Annotated in this window: 6 protein-coding genes; all 6 read left to right on the top strand. The window is 75.0% G+C overall.

Features of this window, described 5'->3' with window-relative positions; genetic code table 11:
• Positions 1-22 precede the first annotated feature (22 nt).
• The 6 genes from ACZ34W_RS33440 to ACZ34W_RS33415 all read left to right on the top strand — a co-directional run bounded on the left by ACZ34W_RS33440 (position 23) and on the right by ACZ34W_RS33415 (position 21,224).
• Complete coding sequence (locus ACZ34W_RS33440) at positions 23-14,725, top strand: SDR family NAD(P)-dependent oxidoreductase (protein ID WP_465609533.1); 14,703 nt, start codon at positions 23-25, stop codon at positions 14,723-14,725.
• A gap of 144 nt (positions 14,726-14,869) precedes the next feature.
• Positions 14,870-15,706 (top strand): hypothetical protein, encoded by an 837-nt coding sequence (locus ACZ34W_RS33435; RefSeq protein WP_329490246.1) that lies wholly within the window; start codon positions 14,870-14,872, stop codon positions 15,704-15,706.
• Between the two features lie 5 nt (positions 15,707-15,711).
• Positions 15,712-18,882: a condensation domain-containing protein gene (locus ACZ34W_RS33430; protein ID WP_465609530.1), complete on the top strand. Its 3,171-nt coding sequence runs from the start codon at positions 15,712-15,714 to the stop codon at positions 18,880-18,882.
• A gap of 80 nt (positions 18,883-18,962) precedes the next feature.
• A complete protein-coding gene (locus ACZ34W_RS33425) occupies positions 18,963-19,829 on the top strand; it encodes a 3-hydroxyacyl-CoA dehydrogenase family protein (protein ID WP_329490248.1) in 867 nt (288 codons plus the stop codon).
• A complete protein-coding gene (locus ACZ34W_RS33420; RefSeq protein ID WP_329490249.1) occupies positions 19,826-20,116 on the top strand; it encodes an acyl carrier protein in 291 nt (96 codons plus the stop codon). The genes ACZ34W_RS33425 and ACZ34W_RS33420 overlap by 4 nt, the downstream gene beginning before the upstream one ends.
• Entirely contained in the window at positions 20,109-21,224 is a 1,116-nt protein-coding gene (locus ACZ34W_RS33415) for an acyl-CoA dehydrogenase family protein (RefSeq protein ID WP_329490250.1), read from the top strand. The genes ACZ34W_RS33420 and ACZ34W_RS33415 overlap by 8 nt, the downstream gene beginning before the upstream one ends.
• The last annotated feature ends 5 nt before the right edge of the window (positions 21,225-21,229 follow it).

Raw genomic sequence — 21,229 nt, 5'->3', positions numbered from 1 at the left:
TGCTCGATGCGTGGAGGCAGCGATGACCGGACAGGCCGACAAGCTCCTTGAAGCGCTGCGTGCCTCCGTGAAGGAAACCGAGCGGCTGCGACAGCGGAACCGCCAGCTCGTCTCGGCGGCCTCGGAACCGCTGGCGATCGTCGGCATGAGCTGCCGCTACCCCGGGGGCGTGACGACCCCCGAGGAACTGTGGGAGCTGCTCGCCGCCGGCGGGGACGCGATCTCCGGGTTCCCGGACGACCGCGGCTGGGACACCGAGGGCGTCTACGACCCCGACCCCGACCACCAGGGCACGTCCTACGTGGTCGAGGGCGGGTTCCTGCGGGACGCGGCCGGCTTCGACGCCGGGTTCTTCGGGATCTCGCCGCGTGAGGCGCTGGCGATGGACCCGCAGCAGCGGCTGCTGCTGGAGACGTCCTGGGAGGCGCTGGAGCGGGCCGGGGTCGACCCGGCCTCGCTCCGGGGCTCGCAGACCGGCGTGTTCGTCGGCGTCGCCCCCTCCGACTACGTCGCGCACCAGTCCCTGCAGACCATGGAGGGGCTCGACTGGCACCTGATGACCGGTGGTGCGGCCAGCGTGATGTCCGGCCGCATCTCCTACCTGCTCGGTCTGCAGGGGCCGGCGGTCTCCGTCGACACGGCGTGTTCGTCGTCGCTCGTGGCGCTGCACCTGGCCTGCCAGGCGGTGCGCGCCGGGGAGTGCTCGCTGGCGCTGGCCGGCGGTGTCACGGTCATGGCCACCACCATGGGCTTCGTCGGGTTCTCCCGGCAGCGCGGCCTGGCCGAGGACGGGCGTTGCAAGGCGTTCTCGGCCGACGCGGACGGCATGGGGATGGGCGAGGGCGCCGGCATGGTCGTCGTCGAGCGCCTGTCGGACGCGCTGCGCAACGGGCACAAGGTGCTCGCGGTGGTGCGCGGTTCGGCCGTGAACCAGGACGGTGCGTCCAACGGTCTGACGGCGCCGAACGGTCCGTCCCAGCAGCGGGTGATCCGCGCGGCCCTGGCGAACGCGCGGATCTCGGCCGCCGACGTGGACGTGGTCGAGGCGCACGGCACCGGCACCACGCTGGGCGACCCGATCGAGGCGCAGGCGCTGCTCACCACCTACGGCCAGGACCGTCCGGAGGGACGGCCGCTGCTGCTGGGGTCGGTGAAGTCCAACATCGGCCACTCCCAGCAGGCGGCGGGTGTCGCCGGTGTGATCAAGATGGTGCTGGCCCTCCAGCACGAGCAGCTGCCGAAGACCCTGCACGCGGACGTGCCGTCGCCGCACGTCGACTGGACGGAAGGCGAGGTCCGGCTGCTGACCGAGGCCGTGCCGTGGCCGGCCGGTGAGCGGGCCCGCCGGGCCGGGGTGTCCTCGTTCGGCCTGAGCGGTACCAACGCGCACATCATCCTGGAGGAGGCCCCGGCCGGGGGCGCCGAGGTCCAGGAGGGCGACACCCCGGCGACGGCGCCGGTGGTGTCGGGGGCGGACGCCTGGCTGGTGTCGGGCCGCACGGCCGAGGGCCTGACGGCGCAGGCGGAGCGGCTGCACGCGTGGGTGTCGGCGCGGCCGTCGGTGGAGCCGGCGGAGGTGGCGTGGTCGCTGGCGACGACGCGGTCGGTGTTCGAGCACCGGGCGGTCGTGCTGGGTGGCGGGCGCGCCGAGTTGGTGGCCGGGTTGGGGAGTCTGGCGGCCGGTGTGCCGTCGGGGTCGGTGGTGTCGGGTGTGGCGCGGCCGGGTGCGCGGGTGGTGTTCGCGTTCGCGGGGCAGGGTTCGCAGTGGGTGGGGATGGGCCGTGAACTGGCCCTGTCGAGCCCGGTGTTCGCGGCGCGGTTGGCGGAGTGCGAGGCGGCTCTGGCGCCGTATGTGGACTGGTCACTGGCCGATGTCCTGGCGGGTGTGGCGGAGTTGACGGCGGCGGATGTCGTCCAGCCGGCGCTGTGGGCGGTGATGGTGTCGCTGGCGGCGGTCTGGGAGGCCGCCGGTGTCAAGCCTGCTGCGGTGGTGGGGCATTCGCAGGGTGAGATCGCGGCGGCGACGGTGGCCGGGATGCTGTCGCTGGAGGACGGCGCCCGGGTGGTGGCGCTGCGTTCGCGGTCGTTGAAGGTCCTGGCGGGCCTGGGCGGCATGTTGTCGGTGAGCCGGAGCGCCGCGGTGGTCGAGGAGCGGATCGCCCGGTTCGGTGAGCGGCTGTCGCTGGCGGCTGTCAACGGGCCGTCGGCGGTGGTGGTTTCGGGTGAGCCCGAGGCCCTGGAGGAGTTGAAGGCGGAGTTCGAGGCGGAGGGTGTCCGGGCTCGGATGGTCGCGGTGGACTACGCCTCGCACTCGGCGCAGGTGGACCGTCTCGAAGCGGAGATCACCGAGGTTCTCGCGGCGGTGGCTCCGCGTCGGGGCCGGGTGCCGATGGTCTCGGCGATGACCGGTGGGACGCTGACCGGGGAGGAGTTGGACCCCGCCTATTGGTACGGCAGCCTGCGGGCGACGGTGCACTTCGACCGCGCGGTGCGCACGCTGGCGGGTCAGGGGCACCAGCTGTTCGTCGAGGTGACTCCGCACCCGGTGCTGCTGGGCGCGATGAACGACACGCTCGAAGAGGTCGCGCTGGACTCCGCCGCGCTGCCGGCGGCCGTCTGCGGCACGCTGCGCCGCGACGACGGCGGGGCCCAGCGCCTGCTGGCCTCACTCGCCGAGGCCTTCGTCAACGGTGCCCCCGTGGACTGGCGCACGGTGCTCCCGGCCGCCGAGTCGGTGGAGCTGCCCACCTACGCCTTCCAGCACGAGCAGTTCTGGCCGCCGGCTGCGGCGCCGTCCCTCGGTGGGGACGCGGTCTCGCTCGGCCTGGGCGCGGTCGGTCACCCGCTGCTGGGCGCGGCCGCCGAGCTGGCCGGCGGCGCGGGGCTGGTCTGCACCGGGCGGCTGTCGCTGCGGACGCACCCCTGGCTGGCCGACCACGTGGTCGGCGGGGTCGCGCTCCTGCCGGGGACCGGCTTCGTCGAGATGGTGGTCCGGGCCGGTGACGAACTCGGTTGCGGCCTGCTGGAGGAACTGACCCTCCAGGCGCCGCTGATCTTCCCGGCGGACGGTTCCGGGGTGCAGGTCCAGGTCGTGGTGGCCGCCGCCGATGCGGACGGCCGTCGGACGGTCGAGGTGTTCTCCCGCCCGGACGCCGCCGACGCGCAGCAGGCGTGGCTCCAGCACGCGAGCGGTCTGGTCGCCCCCGCCGGTGAACCCGCGCTCGCCGAGGAGGACTTCGCGGTCTGGCCTCCGCGTGGGGCCACGGCGGTGGACGTCAGCGGTATGTACGAGGCGCTGGCCGGGACGCCCTACGGCTACGGCCCGGCGTTCCGGGGGCTGCGCGCGGTGTGGCGCCGGGGCGACGAGGTCTTCGCCGAGGTGGCGCTACCCGAGGGTGTGGCCGCCGATGCGGGTGCGTTCGGTCTGCACCCGGCGCTGCTCGACGGTGTGTTGCACGCCAGCGCCCTGGTCGGCGGTTCCGAGGAGGGCGATTCCGGGCAGGTGCGGCTGCCGTTCGCGTGGACGGGCGTCGAGCTGCACGCGGCGGGTGCGTCCGTGCTGCGGGCCCGGCTGCGCCGTGATGCGCAGGGCAGTCTGGTGCTGACGGCGGCGGACGCCACGGGTGCTCCGGTGGTCTCCGTCGAGTCGCTGATCACCCGTCCGGTGGCGGCCGACCAACTGAACTCCGCTGCCTCGACGGTGGCGGATGCCCTGTTCACCGTCGAGTGGGCCCCGCTGAGCGCTGCCGAGGCTCCGGTCGGGGCGTGGGCGCTGATCGGCGCCGACCGCTTCGGCCTCGCCGAGGCGCTGGAGGCCTCCGGCGTTCCGGTCCGCTCGTTCACGGACCTGGCAGGCCTGGCCGCCGCCACCGAGGCGGGGGAGATCGAGGCCGCCCTGGTGCTGGCCTGCGCCGGTGACCAGGACAGTGGAAACCCGGCGCAGGCGGCCGCGCGTGTGACCGGTGAGGTGCTCGGCCTGGCCCAGGCCTGGCTGGCCGAGGAGCGTCTGGCCGAGGCCCGGCTGGTGGTCGTCACCCGGGGAGCCGTCGCTGCCGCGGCCGGTGAGCGGGTCGCCGATCTGCCTGCCGCCGCCGTCTGGGGCCTGCTGCGCTCGGCGCAGTCGGAGAACCCCGGCCGACTCGTCCTGGTCGACCTGCCCGCCGGTGAGTCCGGTGCGCCCGCCACGGTGCTGCCGTCGGCGGTGGGCAGCGGTGAGTCCGAGCTGGTCGTCCGCGCCGACCAGGCCCACGGGCGGCGTCTGGCGCGCCCGGCGGGCGAGCTGGCGGTGCCCGAGGGGCCGTGGCGGCTGGAGCCGGACGCCGGCGGGTCACTGGAGGGGCTGACACCGGCGCCGGCGCCGCAGACGGGCGACCCGCTGGAGACCGGACAGGTCCGGGTGGCGGTCCACGCGGCCGGGCTGAACTTCCGCGACGTGCTGATCGGCCTGGGGATGTACCCGGGCGGCGGTGTGATGGGCAGCGAGCTCGCGGGTACGGTGCTCGACCTCGGCCCCGAGGTGACCGGCCTCGCGGTCGGCGACCGGGTGATGGGCGTCGCCGCAGGCGGGTTCGGGCCGGTGACGGTCACGGACGCCCGGCAGCTGGTGCGGATCCCGGAGGGCTGGACCTTCGCCGAGGCCGCGTCGGTGCCCGTGGCGTTCATGACGGGCTGGTACGCGCTGGTGGAGCTGGCCGAGGCCGAGGCCGGCCGACGGGTGCTCGTGCACGCGGGCGCCGGTGGCGTCGGCATGGCGGCGGTGCAGCTCGCCCGGCACCTGGGCCTGGAGGTGTTCGCGACCGCGAGTCCGGCCAAGTGGCCGGTGCTGGCCGCGATGGGCCTGGACGAAGCGCACATCTCCTCGTCCCGCGACGCCGGGTTCGAGGCGGAGTTCCTCGCCGCCACCGGCGGCGCGGGTGTGGACATCGTGGTGAACTCCCTGGCGGGCGAGCTGACGGACGCCTCGCTTCGGCTGCTGCCGCACGGTGGGGCCTTCGTCGAGATGGGCCGCACCGACCTCCGGGACGCGGAGGCCCTGGCCGTCCAGTACCCGGGGGTCTTCTACCGGCCCTTCGACCTGGGCGAGGCCGGGCCCGAGCGGATGGGCGCGATGCTCGGCCGGATCGTCGACCTGATGGCCGCCGGCACGCTGACGAAGCTGCCGGTCCGGGCCTGGGACGTGCGGCGGGCGCGTGAGGCGTTCCGCTTCATGCAGCAGGCGCGCCACACCGGCAAGCTGGTCCTGACCGTCCCCGCCGAACTGCGCGCCCCCCGCCCATCCGGGCGGACGGCGCTGGTGACGGGTGGCACGGGCACGCTGGGCGGTCTGGTCGCGCGGCATCTGGTGACCGCGGCCCAGGCGGACGGTCTGGTGCTGACCAGCCGTTCCGGTCCGGCCGCCGCCGGGGTGGCCGTGCTGGCGGCGGAGTTGGCGCGGTCGGGTGCGTCGGTGGACGTGGTCGCCTGTGACACGGCGGACCGTGAGGCGCTGGCCGCGCTGCTGGCGGCGATTCCGGCGGGGCGTCCGCTGCGGAGCGTGATCCACACCGCCGGTATCCTGGACGACGGGACCATCGCGTCGCTGACGCCCGAGCGGGTGGCCGCGGTGATGCGGCCGAAGGCCGACGGCGCCTGGAACCTGCACGAGCTCACCCTGGGGCTGGACCTGGACCGGTTCGTGCTGTTCTCCTCGGCCGCGGCGACGTTCGGCGTCCCGGGTCAGGGCAACTACGTGGCGGCCAACGCGTTCCTGGACGCGCTGGCGGCCGACCGGCGGGCGGCCGGACTGCCCGGCACCTCGCTGGCCTGGGGCCTCTGGGCGGAGGTCAGCGGCCTGACCGGGCAGCTCTCGGACTCCGACCGGGCCCGCCTGACCCGCGGTGGCGCCGTGGCACTGAGCGCGGCCGAGGGCCTGGCCCTGCTGGACCAGGGGACCGCCCGCTCCGAGGCGCTGCTGGTGGCGACCCGGCTGGACCTCGCCGGGCTGCGCGCGCAGGCCACGCGGAGCGCGGAGGTCCCGCCGCTCTGGCGGGCCCTGGTCACGGCCGGGACCGGCCGGCGGACCGCCGCCTCGGGCGGCGTCGGCGCGGACTCGCTGCAACGGCAGCTGGCCGGCCTCTCCGAACAGGAGCGCACCCGGCTGCTCACCGACCTGGTCCGGACCCACGTGGCGGCCGTGCTGGGGCACAGCTCCGCCGAGGCCGTCGAGCCGGGCCGGGCCTTCACCGACCTGGGCTTCGACTCGCTCACCGCGGTCGAACTGCGCAACCGCCTGGGCACCGCGGCCGGTCAGCGGCTGCCGGCCACCCTGGTCTTCGACTACCCCAACCCGGTCGCGCTGGCCGGTCACCTGCGGGCCCGGCTGCTCGGTGACGCCGAGCAGCCCGTGGACCTCCTGCCGGTCCGCCCGGCGGAAGCGGGATCCGACGAGCCGATCGCGATCGTCGGAATGGCCTGCCGGCTCCCCGGCGACGTGAACGACCCCGACGGGTTCTGGCAACTGCTCACCACCGGGGCGGACGCGATCTCCCGCTTCCCGGACGACCGCGGCTGGAACGTGGAGGGCCTCTACGACCCGGACCCCGAGAGTGTCGGCACCTCCTACACCCAGGAGGGCGGCTTCGTCGCGGACGCCGGCGGCTTCGACGCCGGGTTCTTCGGGATCTCGCCGCGTGAGGCGCTGGCGATGGACCCGCAGCAGCGTCAGCTGCTGGAGACGTCCTGGGAGGCGCTGGAGCGGGCCGGGATCGACCCCGCGACACTGCGCGGCAGCCAGACCGGCGTCTTCGTCGGCGGGTTCGCGTCGGCCTACGGGCTCGGACTGGCGACCGGCGGCGAGGGAGCCGAAGGGCACCTGACGACCGGCTTCGCGACGAGCGTGATGTCCGGCCGGGTGTCCTACACGCTGGGCCTGGAGGGCCCGGCGGTGACCATCGACACCGCGTGCTCGTCCTCGCTCGTGGCGCTGCACCTGGCCACCCAGGCGATCCGCGCCGGGGAGTGCTCGATGGCGCTCGCCGGCGGGGCCACCGTGATGGCGACCCCCGACGGCATCGTCGGGTTCAGCCAGCAGCGCGGTCTCGCGGTGGACGGCCGCTGCAAGGCCTTCTCGGCCGACGCGGACGGCATGGGCTTCGCCGAGGGCGCCGGCATGGTGGTCCTGGAGCGGCTCTCGGACGCGCGGCGCAACGGGCACCGGGTGCTCGCCGTGGTGCGCGGCTCGGCGGTGAACCAGGACGGTGCGTCCAACGGTCTGACGGCGCCGAACGGTCCGTCCCAGCAGCGGGTGATCCGCGCGGCGCTGGCGAACGCCGGCCTCACGGCCGCCGATGTGGACGCCGTCGAGGCGCACGGGACGGGTACCAGGCTGGGTGACCCGATCGAGGCGCAGGCGCTGCTGGCGACCTACGGTCAGGACCGTGGCGCCCAGAAGCCGCTGTGGCTGGGGTCGGTGAAGTCCAACATCGGGCACACCCAGGCGGCCGCCGGTGTGGCGGGTGTGATCAAGATGGTGCTGGCGTTGCAGCACCAGGAGCTGCCGAGGACGCTGCACGCGGACGAGCCGTCGCCGCACGTGGACTGGTCCGCCGGTGAGGTGGAGCTGCTGACGGAGGCGGCGCCCTGGCCGGTGGGGGAGCGGCCGCGTCGGGCCGGTGTGTCCTCGTTCGGGATCAGCGGCACCAACGCGCACGTCCTGCTGGAGGAGGCGCCCGCCGAGGCCGGTACCGCGACCGACGCGGAGCCGGTCGAGCCGGCCGCTGCCCCGTCGGTGGTCGAACCCGGCGGGGTCGGGGCCTGGGCGGTCTCGGGGCGTTCCGCCCAGGGGCTGACGGCGCAGGCGGAGCGGCTGCACGCGTGGGTGTCGGCGCGGCCGTCGGTGGAGCCGGCGGAGGTGGCGTGGTCGCTGGCGACGACGCGGTCGGTGTTCGAGCACCGGGCGGTCGTGCTGGGTGGCGGGCGCGGCGAGCTGGTGGCCGGGTTGGAGAGTCTGGCGGCCGGTGTGCCGTCGGGGTCGGTGGTGTCGGGTGTGGCGCGGCCGGGTGCGCGGGTGGTGTTCGCGTTCGCGGGGCAGGGTTCGCAGTGGGTGGGGATGGGCCGTGAACTGGCCCTGTCGAGCCCGGTGTTCGCGGCGCGGTTGGCGGAGTGCGAGGCGGCGCTGGCGCCGTATGTGGACTGGTCGCTGGCCGATGTCCTGGCGGGTGTGCCGGAGTTGACGGCGGCGGATGTCGTCCAGCCGGCGTTGTGGGCGGTGATGGTGTCGCTGGCGGCGGTCTGGGAGGCAGCGGGCGTCGCGCCGGACGCCGTGGTCGGTCACTCGCAGGGTGAGATCGCGGCGGCGACGGTGGCCGGGATGCTGTCGCTGGATGACGGCGCCCGGGTGGTGGCGCTGCGTTCGCGGTCGTTGAAGGTGCTGGCCGGGCTCGGCGGGATGTTGTCGGTGAGCCGGAGTGCCGCGGTGGTGGAGGAGCGGATCGCCCGGTTCGGTGAGCGGCTGTCGCTGGCGGCGGTCAACGGGCCGTCGGCGGTGGTGGTTTCGGGTGAGCCCGAGGCCCTGGAGGAGTTGAAGGCGGAGTTCGAGGCGGAGGGTGTCCGGGCTCGGATGGTCGCGGTGGACTACGCCTCGCACTCGGCGCAGGTGGACCGCCTCGAAGCGGAGATCACCGAGGTCCTGGCCGGTATCGCGCCGCGCCGGGGCCGGATCCCGATGGTCTCGGCGATGACCGGTGGGACGCTCACCGGCGAGGAGTTGGACGCCGCCTACTGGTACGGCAGCCTGCGGGCGACGGTGCACTTCGACCGCGCGGTGCGCACGCTCGCCGGTCAGGGGCACCAGCTGTTCGTCGAGGTGACTCCGCACCCGGTGCTGCTGGGCGCGATGAACGACACGCTCGAAGAGATCGCCCAGGAGGCCGGCCCGGGCATCGTGCCCGCCGCGGTCTGCGGCACGCTGCGCCGTGACGAGGGCGGCGTGACCCGGCTGGTCACCTCGCTCGCCGAGGCCTTCGTCAACGGCGCCTCCGTGGAGTGGACTTCCGTCCTCCCCGCCGCCGAGCGGGTCGAGCTGCCGACGTACGCCTTCCAGCACGAGCGGTACTGGCCGCGTGCGGCCGGACCGGCTCTGGGCGGGGACGCGGTGTCGCTGGGTCTGGGTGCGGTCGGTCACCCGCTGCTGGGTGCGGCGGTCGAGCTGGCCGGTGGTGCGGGCCTGGTCTGCACCGGGCGGCTGTCCGTGCGGACGCACCCGTGGCTGGCCGATCACGCGATCGGTGGGGCGGTGCTACTGCCGGGGACCGGCTTCGTCGAGATGGTGGTCCGGGCCGGTGACGAACTCGGTTGCGGCCTGCTGGAGGAGCTGACGCTCCAGGCGCCGCTGGTGCTGCCCGCCGACGGCGGCGGGGTGCAGGTCCAGGTGGTGCTGGCCGAGGCGGACTCCGAGGGCCGTCGGACGGTCGAGGTGTTCTCCCGCCCCGACGGGCAGGAGGAGTGGACGCAGCACGCCGACGGCGTCCTCGCTCCCGCCGGGGAGGCGCCGGTCGCGGAGGAGGACTTCGCGGTCTGGCCTCCGCGCGGGGCCACGGCGGTGGACGTCAGCGGTATGTACGAGGCCGCGGCCGACGGCCTGTACGGCTACGGGCCGGCGTTCCAGGGCTTGCGGGCCGCCTGGCGCCGGGGCGACGAGGTCTTCGCGGAGGTCGTGCTGCCGGACTCGGTGGCCGCCGATGCGGGTGCGTTCGGTCTGCACCCGGCGCTGCTGGACGGCGTGTTGCAGGCCAGCGCCCTGGTGTCGGAGGCCGGGGACGAGGTGCGGTTGCCGTTCGCGTGGACGGGTGTCGAGCTGCACGCGGCGGGTGCGTCCGTGTTGCGGGCCCGGCTGCGCCGTGATGCGCAGGGCAGTCTGGTGCTGTCGGCGGCGGATGCCACGGGTGCTCCGGTGGTCTCCGTCGAGTCGCTGATCACTCGTCCGGTGTCGGCCGAGCAATTCCGGTCGAACGATGCCGGGGTGGCGGATGCCCTGTTCACCGTCGAGTGGGCCGTGGTGAGCGCTGCCGAGGCTCCGGTCGGGGCGTGGGCGTTGATCGGCGCCGACCGCTTCGGCCTCGCCGAGGCGCTGGAGGCCTCCGGCGTTCCGGTCCGCTCGTTCACGGACCTGGCAGGCCTGGCCGCCGCCACCGAGGCGGGGGAGATCGAGCCCGCCCTGGTGCTGGCCTGCGCCGGTGACCAGGCGGAGGGCGACAACGCGGCCGAGGCCGCCCGCCGGGCGACCGGCGACGCCCTGGCCCTGGCCCAGACCTGGCTGGCCGAGGAGCGTCTGGCCGAGGCCCGGCTGGTGGTCGTCACCCGGGGAGCCGTCGCTGCCGCGGCCGGGGAGCGGATCGCCGATCTGCCCGCCGCCGCCGTCTGGGGCCTGCTGCGCTCGGCGCAGTCGGAGAACCCCGGCCGGCTCGTCCTGGTCGACCTGCCGACCGGCGCGGGCGCCGAGCAGATCGCCCTCCTCCCGACGGCACTCGCCACCGGCGAGCCGGAACTCGCCGTTCGCGGCACCCTGGCCCACGCACGGCGGCTGACGCGTCCATCCCGTTCCACGGAGGCAGTTGAACAGCTGCCGGGCCGACAGACCGGGCGGACGGCGCTGGTGACGGGTGGCACGGGCACGCTGGGCGGTCTGGTCGCGCGGCATCTGGTGACCACGGGGCGGGCGGACGGTCTGGTGCTGACCAGCCGTTCCGGTCCGGCCGCCGCCGGGGTGGCCGTGCTGGCGGCGGAGTTGGCGCGGTCGGGTGCGTCGGTGGACGTGGTCGCCTGTGACACGGCGGACCGTGAGGCGCTGGCCGCGCTGCTGGCGGCGATTCCGGCGGGGCGTCCGCTGCGGAGCGTGATCCACACCGCCGGAGTGCTCGACGACGGGACGATTTCGTCGCTGACGCCCGAGCGGGTGGCCGCGGTGATGCGGCCGAAGGCCGACGGCGCCTGGCACCTGCACGAGCTCACCCGGAAGCTGGATCTGGAGCAGTTCGTGCTGTTCTCCTCGGCCGCGGCGACGTTCGGCGTCCCGGGTCAGGGCAACTACGTGGCGGCCAACGCGTTCCTGGACGCGCTGGCGGCCGACCGGCGGGCGGCCGGACTGCCCGGCACCTCGCTGGCCTGGGGCCTCTGGGCGGAGGTCAGCGGCCTGACCGGGCAGCTCACCGACGCCGAGCGGTCCCGGATGACCCGGAGCGGGACCAGCGGGCTGAGCGCGGCCGAGGGCCTGGCCCTGATGGACCTGGCGCTCGCCAGGGACGAGGCGGTGCTGGTCCCGGCCAAGCTGGACCTGGCCGGGCTCCGGGCCCAGGCCGGCCGCACCGGTGACGTCCCGCCGCTCTGGCGGGCACTGGCCGGCCGACCGGCCCGGCGCACCGCCGCCGCCTCCGACGGGGCGGGCGCGGACTCGCTGCGGCAGCGGCTCGCCGCACTGCCCGCCGCAGACGGAGACCGGATGCTGCTGGACCTGGTCCGGGCCCACGTGGCGGCCGTGCTGGGGCACAGCTCCGCCGAGGCCGTCGAGCCCGGCCGGGCCTTCACCGACCTGGGCTTCGACTCGCTCACCGCCGTCCAGTTGCGCAACCGCCTCACCACCGGGACCGGACTGCGGCTGCCGGCCACCCTGGTCTTCGACTACCCCAACCCGGCCGTGCTGGCCGGGCACCTGCGGGGCCGGCTCGGCGGCGGAGCCTCGGCAGCCGTGGCACCGCCGGCCCCGGTCGGGGCGGCGGTCCACGACGAGCCGATCGCGATCGTCGGCATGAGCTGCCGGTTCCCGGGCGGTGTGACGGGGCCCGAGGACCTCTGGCGGATGATCTCCGAGGGGCAGGACGCGATCTCGCCGTTCCCCGCCGACCGCGGCTGGGACCTGGACTCCCTCTACGACCCGGACGCCGCGCACATCGGCACCTCGTACACCCAGGCGGGCGGGTTCGTACAGGACGCCAGCGCCTTCGACGCCGGGTTCTTCGAGATCAGCCCGCGTGAGGCGCTGGCCATGGACCCGCAGCAGCGGCTGCTCCTGGAGCTGTCCTGGGAGGCCATCGAGGGGGCCGGGATCGACCCGGTGTCCCTGCGCGGCAGCCAGACCGGCACCTTCGTGGGCGGCTACACCTCCGGCTACGAGATGAGCGTGCTGGCGCACGGCGGCGCGGAGGCGGAGGGCCACCTGATGACCGGGATCGCGACCAGCATCCTGTCCGGCCGGCTGGCCTACACCTTCGGCCTGGAGGGGCCGGCGGTCACGGTCGACACGGCGTGCTCGTCGGCGCTGGTGGCGCTGCACCTGGCGGCCCAGGCACTGCGGTCCGGCGAGTGCACGATGGCGCTCGCCGGGGGCGTGACGATCATGGCCACGCCGGGGACGTTCGTCGAGTTCTCCCGCCAGCGCGGGCTGGCCCCGGACGGCCGCTGCAAGGCGTTCGCCGCCGCGGCGGACGGCACCGGCTTCGCCGAGGGCGCGGGCGTGCTGGTGGTCGAGCGGCTGTCCGACGCGCAGCGCAACGGGCACCGGGTGCTCGCGGTGCTGCGGGGCAGCGCGACCAACCAGGACGGTGCGTCCAACGGTCTGACCGCCCCCAACGGGCCCTCGCAGCAGCGGGTGATCCGGGCCGCGCTGGCCAACGCCGGCGTCGGCGCCGACGAGGTCGACGTGGTGGAGGCGCACGGCACGGGCACCAGGCTGGGCGACCCGATCGAGGCCCAGGCGCTGCTGGCCACCTACGGCCAGGACCGGCCGGAGGACCGGCCGCTCTGGCTGGGGTCGGTGAAGTCCAACATCGGACACACCCAGGCCGCGGCCGGCATCGCCGGAGTGATCAAGATGGTGCTCGCCCTGCGGCACGGCCGGATGCCCGCCACGCTGCACGTCGACGAGCCCACGCCGCAGGTCGACTGGACGGAGGGCCGGGTGCGGCTGCTGACCGAGCCGGTGCCGTGGCAGCCGAACGGGCGGCCGCGCCGGGCGGGCGTCTCCTCGTTCGGGATCAGCGGTACCAACGCGCACGTCATCGTGGAGGAGGCCCCCGCGCCGGCCGCGCCCGTCGCCCCGTCGGCAGCGCCGGCGGTGGTGCCGTGGGTGCTGTCCGGGCGGACCGAGGAGGCGCTGCGGGCCCAGGCCGGGCGGCTGCGCGACTTCCTCCTCGACCGGCCGGACGCGGACCCGGTGGACATCGGGTTCTCCCTGGCCACCACGCGCACGGTCTTCGACCACCGGGCGGTCGTACTGGGCGCGGACCGGGACGGCCTGCTCGCGGGCCTCGCGGTGGCCGCCGCCGGCGTGCCCACCAGGGACGTGCTGACCGGCACCGCGACGGCGGGCCACCGGCCCGTGTTCGTCTTCCCCGGCAGCGAGTCCCGGTGGCTCGGCTGCGCCGCCGCGCTGCTGGACGAGGCGCCGGTCTTCGCGGACCGGATCGCCGCGTGCGAGCGGGACCTGGCCCCGTACGTCGACTGGAAGGTCACCGAGGTGCTGCGGGAGGGCCCGGCCGGTCCGGCGCTCGACCGCCCCGAGGTCTTCCAGCCGGTGCTCTGGGCGGTGATGGTGTCGCTGGCCGCGCTGTGGCGCTCGGCGGGCGTCCACCCGGCGGCCGTCGCGGGCCACGCGGTGGGCGAGGTCGCGGCCGCCCAGGTGGCCGGTGTGCTGTCACCGGCGGACGCGGCCCGGATCGCGGTGCTGACCGGCCGGTCGGCGGCCGGCGCGGCCGCCGACCGGGCGGAACTCGCCGCCGTCCGCCCGCGGGCGGGCACGGTGCCGCTGTTCTCCACCCGGGCGATGGCCTGGGCCGAGGGCGCCGGACTGGGCGCCGACCACTGGGTCCGGAGCCCGCAGGACACCCTGCCGGCCGAGGAGTTGGCGGCGGCCCTGGCCGACGGCGGCTTCGGTGCGTACATCGAGGTCAGCGCCGACCCGGTGCTCACCGCGGCCCTCGCCCGGGCCCTGGACGACCGGGGCCTGCGGGCCGGGGCGGGCGCCACCGTCACCGGGACGCTGCGCCACGGGGAAGGGGGCCTGCGGTCGTTCACATCCGGTCTGGCCGCCCTCCACGTCCTCGGCGTCCCCGTGGACTGGGCCGCGGTCCTGGGCGGCGGGCGCCGCGTCGACCTGCCGACGTACGCGTTCCAGCGACAGCCCTACTGGCCGCAGCCGCCGGCCCGCAGGCCCGGCGCGGAACCGGTCGCGGCCGGCTCCGCCACCCCGGGCGAGCAGCGCTTCTGGGCCGCTCTGGAGGGCGGGGACATGGCCGCTCTGGCCGAAGTCCTCGGCCTGGCCGAGCCGTTGCGGGAGGACATGCCGCTGGGCACGGTGCTGGCGCGGCTCTCGACCTGGCGTCAGCAGGAACGCGAGCAGGCGCAGCTCGACGGCCCCGACGGGCCCGCCGACGGCTCCGGTGACCTCGACTGGCTCCGGCAGCTGGCCGGCCTCGGCGAGGCCGAGCAGCGGGAGCTGGTGCTCGACCTGCTCCGCCAGGAGATCGCCACGATGCTCGGCTACGCGTCGGTCGATTCGGTCCGCCCGAACGGCGACGTGTTCGAGATGGGCATGACGTCCATGTCGGCCGTTCAACTGCGGGAAAGAATTACCGGGCTGACCGGCCTTAAGCTGCCGGAGGGCTTCATCTATGACCTCTATCTGCCGGAAGCGATCGCGGATTTCCTGCTCGGCGAGCTGACGGCGGTCCTCCGGGAAAGCGCCGACGGGCAATGAGCCGACGGGCCATGAGCCGGGGGCCGATGAGCGGCCCCCGGCGCTCCGGGGCCGTGCCGGTGTCCGACCGGTTCTTCGAGGAAATGTTCCACGGGCTGTGCCGCAGGGAAACCAGCCGTCCGACTCCGAAGATGGGATGAGAAAGTGCCGAACGAGAACGCCTGGAGCGTCATAACCGCCCCGACGTCGAAGTCCCTTGTTCTCGGAATCGATTTCCCCGCCGCCGGGCGGCGCGAGGCCGGATTCGAGGACCTCGCACGGAAGATGGGCCCGGCCTGGGCCGGGCACGGGTTCCTGCAGACCACGCCCCCGCCGGTCCGCCTGGCCGACCGCCCGGCCGGCGACTACTACACCGAGCACTGGCTGAACGCCGGCGAGTGGGAGAAGTACGAGGTGGTGGCCGTGCTCGGCTACTGCGTCGGCGGCGTCTACGCCGGTGAGATCGCCGACCGCCTGGCGCAGCGTCAGGGCACGGCGCCCAAGGTGGTCCTGTTCGACCCGCAGGTCACCGACCTGCAGCTGCTGGAGTCCGAGATCCACAAGATGATCGCGCTGGCCGGCCCGGTCTTCACCGCGGAGGAGGCGGAGCACGCCCGCGAGCGGGCCGCCGAGATCGTCGGGACCCCGTCGATCGGCCTGCTCGACGCCGCCGTGGAGATCGTCGGCCTCTACCGCGAGATGGCCTCCATCGCCTTCCGGCGGATCGGTCTCGCCGACGCCCGCCGGGACGAGGTCGTGCTGCTCTTCGAGTCGTACATGACGTGGCTCTCCGCCGCCTCCCAGATCGACCCGAGCCGGGCCTGGGGCGAGGCGCTCGCCGTCACCTCCTCCGACTACGCGGAGCTGGAGCGGACCGGCGCGGCGACGGTGGTCAACGCCAGCAAGGTGCTGGGCCGGCGGCTCTCGCTGGAGATCGGCCACGTCGACCTCCTGCGGGACGACTCGACGGTCCGGCTCCTCCTCGACAACGCCGAATTCTGAGGGCGATGAACTCCGACCTGGGCGCGTCCGGCCGGCCGCCGGAACCGGACCGCGCGAACGCACCGACGAGCGCCCCGACTACCCCGACGACGAACGCACCGACGACCTCGGCGCCGACCGCGACGACGAGCAAGGAGAAGGCCCTCTGGCTGCTGGAGCAGCTGGTCCCGGAGACCGGGGTCAACAACCTGGGGCTGGCCCTCCAGGTGAGCGGGCGGCTGCGGCCGGACGCGCTGCGGGCGGCCCTGGCGATCGTGGTCGGCCGGTACGAGGTGCTGCGGACCGTCTACCGCACCACCGGGGCGGACCTGGTCAAGGAGGTCGTCCCCGCGAGCGGGTTCGCCGTGGAGATCGAGCCGCTCGACCTGTCGGGCGACCCGGTGGAGCGGCAGCTGACCGCGTTCGCGGACCGGCCGTTCCGGCTCGACGGCCGGCCGCTGGTCAGGATCGGGCACGCCGTCCGTCCGGACGGCGACGTGCTCTGCGTGGCCGTGCACCACCTGGTCTTCGACATGGTCTCGGTGGCCCTGTTCCTCCAGGCGTTCATCCCGGTCTACGACGCGGTCGCGGCGGGCCGGCCGGTGCCGCCGCAGGCGACCGCACCGGCCCCGGCGCTCGCCGAGCCCGAGCCGCGGCCCGCCGACCTCGCCTACTGGCGGGAGACCCTGGAGGGCTTCGACCCGGCCGGGCTGGAGCTGTGGTGCGGCACCCCGCGCGACCGGCAGCCGCGGCTGCGGGGCGAGACCGCGAGCCGCGCGCTCTCCCCCGGGGCGCAGCAGGCCGTGCTGCAGTTGCAGCGCGCGGTCAGGGCGCCGCTCGGCGCGGTGATGCTGGCCGCCTACGCGGCCCTCCTCGCGGCGCACGGCGCCGGACCGGACCTCGTCATCGGCTCCCCGGTCAACGTCCGCGGGGCGAACACCGCCGCCATCGGCTACCACGTCAACGTCGTGCCGATCCGGATCCGGGTGGACCTCGCCGAGGGCTTCCGGGCGCTGGCCCGGCAGGCCCGGGACGCGTTCCTCGGGGCGATGGCGCACGCCGACACCCCGGTCGACGAGCTGACCGGGGAGCTGCCGGGGATCGGTACGTCCTGGCAGACCCAGCTCTTCCGCCACCTGTTCAACTTCCTGCCCGAGGCGCCGGCCGGCGAGCTGTCGGTCGGCGGCATGGCGGCCCGGGTGCTGACGGTGGAGAACCCGCACAGCAAGTTCGACCTGGAGCTGGTCGGCTCGCCGTCCCGGGCGGAGATCGTGTTCCGCCACTCCGAGACGCTGGCCCCGGCCGAGGTCGAGGCGATGCTGGACCGGTTCGACGCCCTGCTGGTCGCGGCCGCGCAGGACCCGGACCGGCCGCTCGCCGGGACGGCGGGCTGGAGCGACGCCGACCGCCGGGCCGTCGACCGGGCCGACGGGACGGCCGCCCCGGCCGTGCGCCCGACGGTGCCCGCGGCGTTCCGGGCCTGGGCGGAGAAGACACCCGAGGCCCCGGCCGTGACCGACGGCGACCACGGCGTCGACTACCGGCAGGTGGACGGGGCGGCATCCGCCGTCCGCGCGCTGCTGGCCGGTGCCGGCATCGGGCCGGGCGACACGGTGGCGATCGCCGTGCCGCGGCGCGAGGCCGCGGCCGCCGCCCTCGGCGTCTGGCGGGCCGGCGCCGTCTGCCTGCCGCTCGACGCCGGACACGACCCGTCCTGGCTGACCCGGCAGCTCACCCACGCGCGGGCGAAGGCCGTCCTCACAGGGACGGGTGTCCGGCTGCCCGACGACGCCGACCTGCCGCCGGTCCTGACGTCGGCCGACGCCCCTGCGCCCGCCCCCGCGCCCGGTGCCGCCGGACCGGACGCGGACGGCGAACCGACCGCGCCCGCCTGCGTGTTCTACACCTGCGGGGAGGCCGGAGAACCGGTCGCCACCGTGCTCAGCCACGCGGGCCTCGCGGACGCGGTCGGCCACTTCGCGGCCGAGCTCGGCGTCGGGCCCGGCACCGGTGTGCCGACGCTCGCCGCGCCGGCCGGCTTCGACGCGCTCTTCGAGACCTTCCTGGCGCTGGGCGCGGGCGGCCGCTGCGTGGTCCTGCCCGATGGCGCCCGGACCGACGCGACCGCCCTCCGGGCCGCCGTCGACGGGCTCGACGCGACCGTCGCCGTCGTCCCGCCGGGCACCCCGGCCCGACTCCTGGCGGACCCGGCCGGGCAGTTGCCCGGACTGACGGTGCTGGCCAGGGGCGACGAGCTGACCGCCGAGGTGGCGGAGCGGCTCCTCGCGGGCGGCTGCCGACTGCACAGCGGCCTCGGCATTCCGGGGACCACCGGCTGGGTGCTGTCCGGCCGGGTGGAGAGGCCCGACGGGCTGACCCGGGGGCGGCCGGTGGCCGGCACCCGGGCCGTCGTCACCGCCCCCGACGGGCGCGAGCTGCCCGTCGGACTGCGCGGTGAACTCCGCCTCGCGGGAACGGCTGCGGCCCCGAGCGGGCCGGACGGTCCGGCGGTCGCGACCGACGCACGGTACGGGCGCCACCACCGCACCGGCGAACTCGCCCGCCGGCGGTCCGACGGGGCGATCGAGTGGCTCGGCCGGGCCGACCGCCGGGTCACCACCGAGGACGGCCCGGTCGACCTCGGCCGCGTGGAGGCCGACCTGCTCGGCCGGGCCGGGGTGACGGCGGCCGCCGCGCTGGCCGTGCCGCGGCCCGACGGCGGGCACACCGTCGTCGCCTTCGCCGAGACGACCACCGAGACGACCACCGAGGCGTCCACCGACCCGGCCCCCGGGACAGTCGCCGACCCGGCCGTTGCCCCGGGCACGGCCACCGACACCGGCGCCCCCACCGGGTCCCGGCTGTTCGTCCGCCTGGCCGCGCTGCCCAGGACACCGGACGGCCGCCCCGACCACGAGGCCCTCCGCGCGCTGGCCCGCAAGGCCGTCGAGCAGGGCACCGACCGGCCGGACCCGGCGGAGGACGACGCGCTCGTCCGCAGCCTCGTCGGGATCTGGGGGCAGCTGCTGAGCACCGGCGCCACGGCACAGACGAACTTCTTCGACTCGGGCGGCCACTCGCTGCTCGCGGCCGTCCTGGCGCAGCGGGTCGAAGAGCTCACCGGCAGGAACCTCGAACTCGCCGACGTGTTCAAGCACCCGACCCCCGCCGCTCTCGCCGCGCTGCTGCGCGCCTGAGCGGCGGACCACACCGGGCCGCGTCACCACGACCGGGCCGGCCGACAGGAACCGGCTCACGAAACAGCAGGGAAGAATCCATGAGCACTGCTCTTGAGGAGCACCGCCTCGCCATCATCGGCGCCGGTGTGATGGGTACCAACATCTCGGCGCTCGCCCTCGGCCACGGCGTCTCCGTCGTCCTGGTCGACGTCGACGAGACCGTGCTGGAGACGGCCCGGCAGACCATCCGGCAGAAGCTGCGGCACGCCCAGCTCATGGGCGTCCTGCCGGCCGACCGCCCGCAGGGCACGCTGACCACCAGCGTCAACCTCGACGACATCGCCGAGGCCACCACCGTGGTCGAGGCCGTCACCGAGGTCGACAAGGTCAAGCAGGAGGTGCTCTCCGCGGCCTCCCGGGTCGTGACGCCCGGCACCACCCTGATCTCCAACACCTCGTGCATCCCGATCGACGAGATGGCCGAGTGGATCGTGCGCCCCGAGGACCTGGTGGGCGTGCACTTCATGAACCCCTCCTACATGATCAAGATGGTCGAGGTCATCCGCGGCCCGCGCACCGACCCGGCCGTCCTGGAGCAGGCCACCGAGCTGCTCACCGTCCTCGGCCGCGAGGCACTCGTCATCGAGGACTCGGCGGGCTTCGTGATCAACCGCCTGCTCCACCCGCTGATCAACACCGCGGCCATGCTCGTCCAGGAGGGCGTCGCCTCCGTCGAGGTCGTCGACGGCCTGCTGGAGGGCTGCCTCGGCCACTCCACCGGCCCGCTGCGCACCGGCGACCTGATCGGCCTGGAGAACCTGGTCGACTCGCTCAACGTGCTCTACGAGCGCCGCGGTGACGAAAGCTGCCGCCCCTGTGACCTCCTGCTCGAAAAGGTGCGGGACGGCCACCTCGGCCGGAAGACCGGCCGGGGCTTCTACGACTACGGAAAGGTCGCGTCATGACCGTCCACGGGGACAACACTCCGCTGACCGCTGAGACCCTCCAGAAGGAGATCCTCGGCTTCCTCGCCGAGCGCATCAAGACCGACGTCGAGCTGGACCAGGACCTCTTCGCCTCCGGCGTGGTCTCCTCGATGTTCGCCATGCAGCTCGTCGTCCACCTGGAGGACGCCTACGACATCGCCATCGTCGGCGGCGACCTCAAGCTCGACAACTTCCGCACCGTCGGGGGCATGGCCGGCCTCGTGCTGCGCCTGCGCGGCGACGCGGTGGCGGCCGGGAATGCCTGACCGACCGGCCGACGAGCGCGCCCTCATCGGCGAGCTCGTCGGCTCCCGGGCCGGCTCCTGGGACGTCGCGGGCGAACTGCCCCTCGACGTGCTGCGCACGCTCGGCGCCAAGGGCCTGCTGTGCGCGCAGGTGCCGGCCTCCTACGGCGGCCTCGGGCTGAGCAGCCAGGACAACGGCGAACTCACCGCGTACGTGGGGAGCCTGTGCAGCTCCCTGCGGTCCATCATGACCTCGCAGGGCATCGCGGCCTGGACCATCCAGCGCTTCGGCGACCGCGAGCAGCGGCGCACCTTCCTGGCGGAGCTGACCGGCGGGAAGCTCACCGCGGTCGGCTTCAGCGAGCCGGGGGCCGGCAGCGACCTGGCGGCCATGCGCACCCGGATCAAGGCCGACGGTGACGGGTTCGTCATCGACGGCGAGAAGAAGTGGGTCACCGGCACCCGGTACGCCGACTTCGTCGTCGTCATCGGCCGGCAGGGGGACAGCGACGGCGCGGCCGCCGCGATCGTCCCCGTCGACGCGCCGGGCGTGCACATCGACCTGGTACCCCAGCCGATGGGCTGCCGGGCCGCCGGCCACGCCAACATCCGCCTGGACAACGTCCGGCTGCCGGCCACCCACGTGCTGGGCGGCGGCGGACAGCCCCTGTCGATGCTCTTCACCACGGCGCTCTCCTACGGGCGGGTGTCGATCGCGTGGGGCTGCGTCGGCATCCTGCAGGCCTGCCTGAGCGCCGCCACCCGGCACGTGAAGCACCGGCACCAGGCGGGCGTGGCGCTCGCCGAGCACCAACTCGTCCGCGGGCACCTCGCGGAGCTGCTCGTCGCCGAGCAGGTCTCGCGGCGCAGCTGCGAGCACGCCAGCCGGCAATGGGACTCCGCCGCCCCGGACATGGGGCTCACGGCGGTCCTCGCCAAGCACGTCAGCGCGAACCACGCGGCCCGCGGCGCCGCCACCGCGGTCCAACTGCTCGGATCGACCGGTGCCGAGGACGGCCACGTGGTGGCCCGCGCGTTCCGGGACGCCAAGCTCATGGAGCTCATCGAAGGCAGCAACGAGATCTGCCGGCTGATCCTGGCGGACCACGCCCTGTCGATTTCCGACTGACGTCC

Source organism: Kitasatospora sp. NPDC022856 (assembly GCF_055561235.1).
The sequence above is the reverse complement of the archived record's forward strand: the minus strand, read 5'-3'. Positions and strand labels throughout refer to the sequence as shown.

Excerpts from the sequence above, each read along its gene's own strand:
- ACZ34W_RS33430 (WP_465609530.1), top strand. The coding sequence starts at position 15,712 with ATGAACTCCGACCTGGGCGCGTCCGGCCGGCCGCCGGAACCGGACCGC.
- ACZ34W_RS33415 (WP_329490250.1), top strand. The coding sequence starts at position 20,109 with ATGCCTGACCGACCGGCCGACGAGCGCGCCCTCATCGGCGAGCTCGTC.
- ACZ34W_RS33420 (WP_329490249.1), top strand. The coding sequence starts at position 19,826 with ATGACCGTCCACGGGGACAACACTCCGCTGACCGCTGAGACCCTCCAG.
- ACZ34W_RS33425 (WP_329490248.1), top strand. The coding sequence starts at position 18,963 with ATGAGCACTGCTCTTGAGGAGCACCGCCTCGCCATCATCGGCGCCGGT.
- ACZ34W_RS33440 (WP_465609533.1), top strand. The coding sequence starts at position 23 with ATGACCGGACAGGCCGACAAGCTCCTTGAAGCGCTGCGTGCCTCCGTG.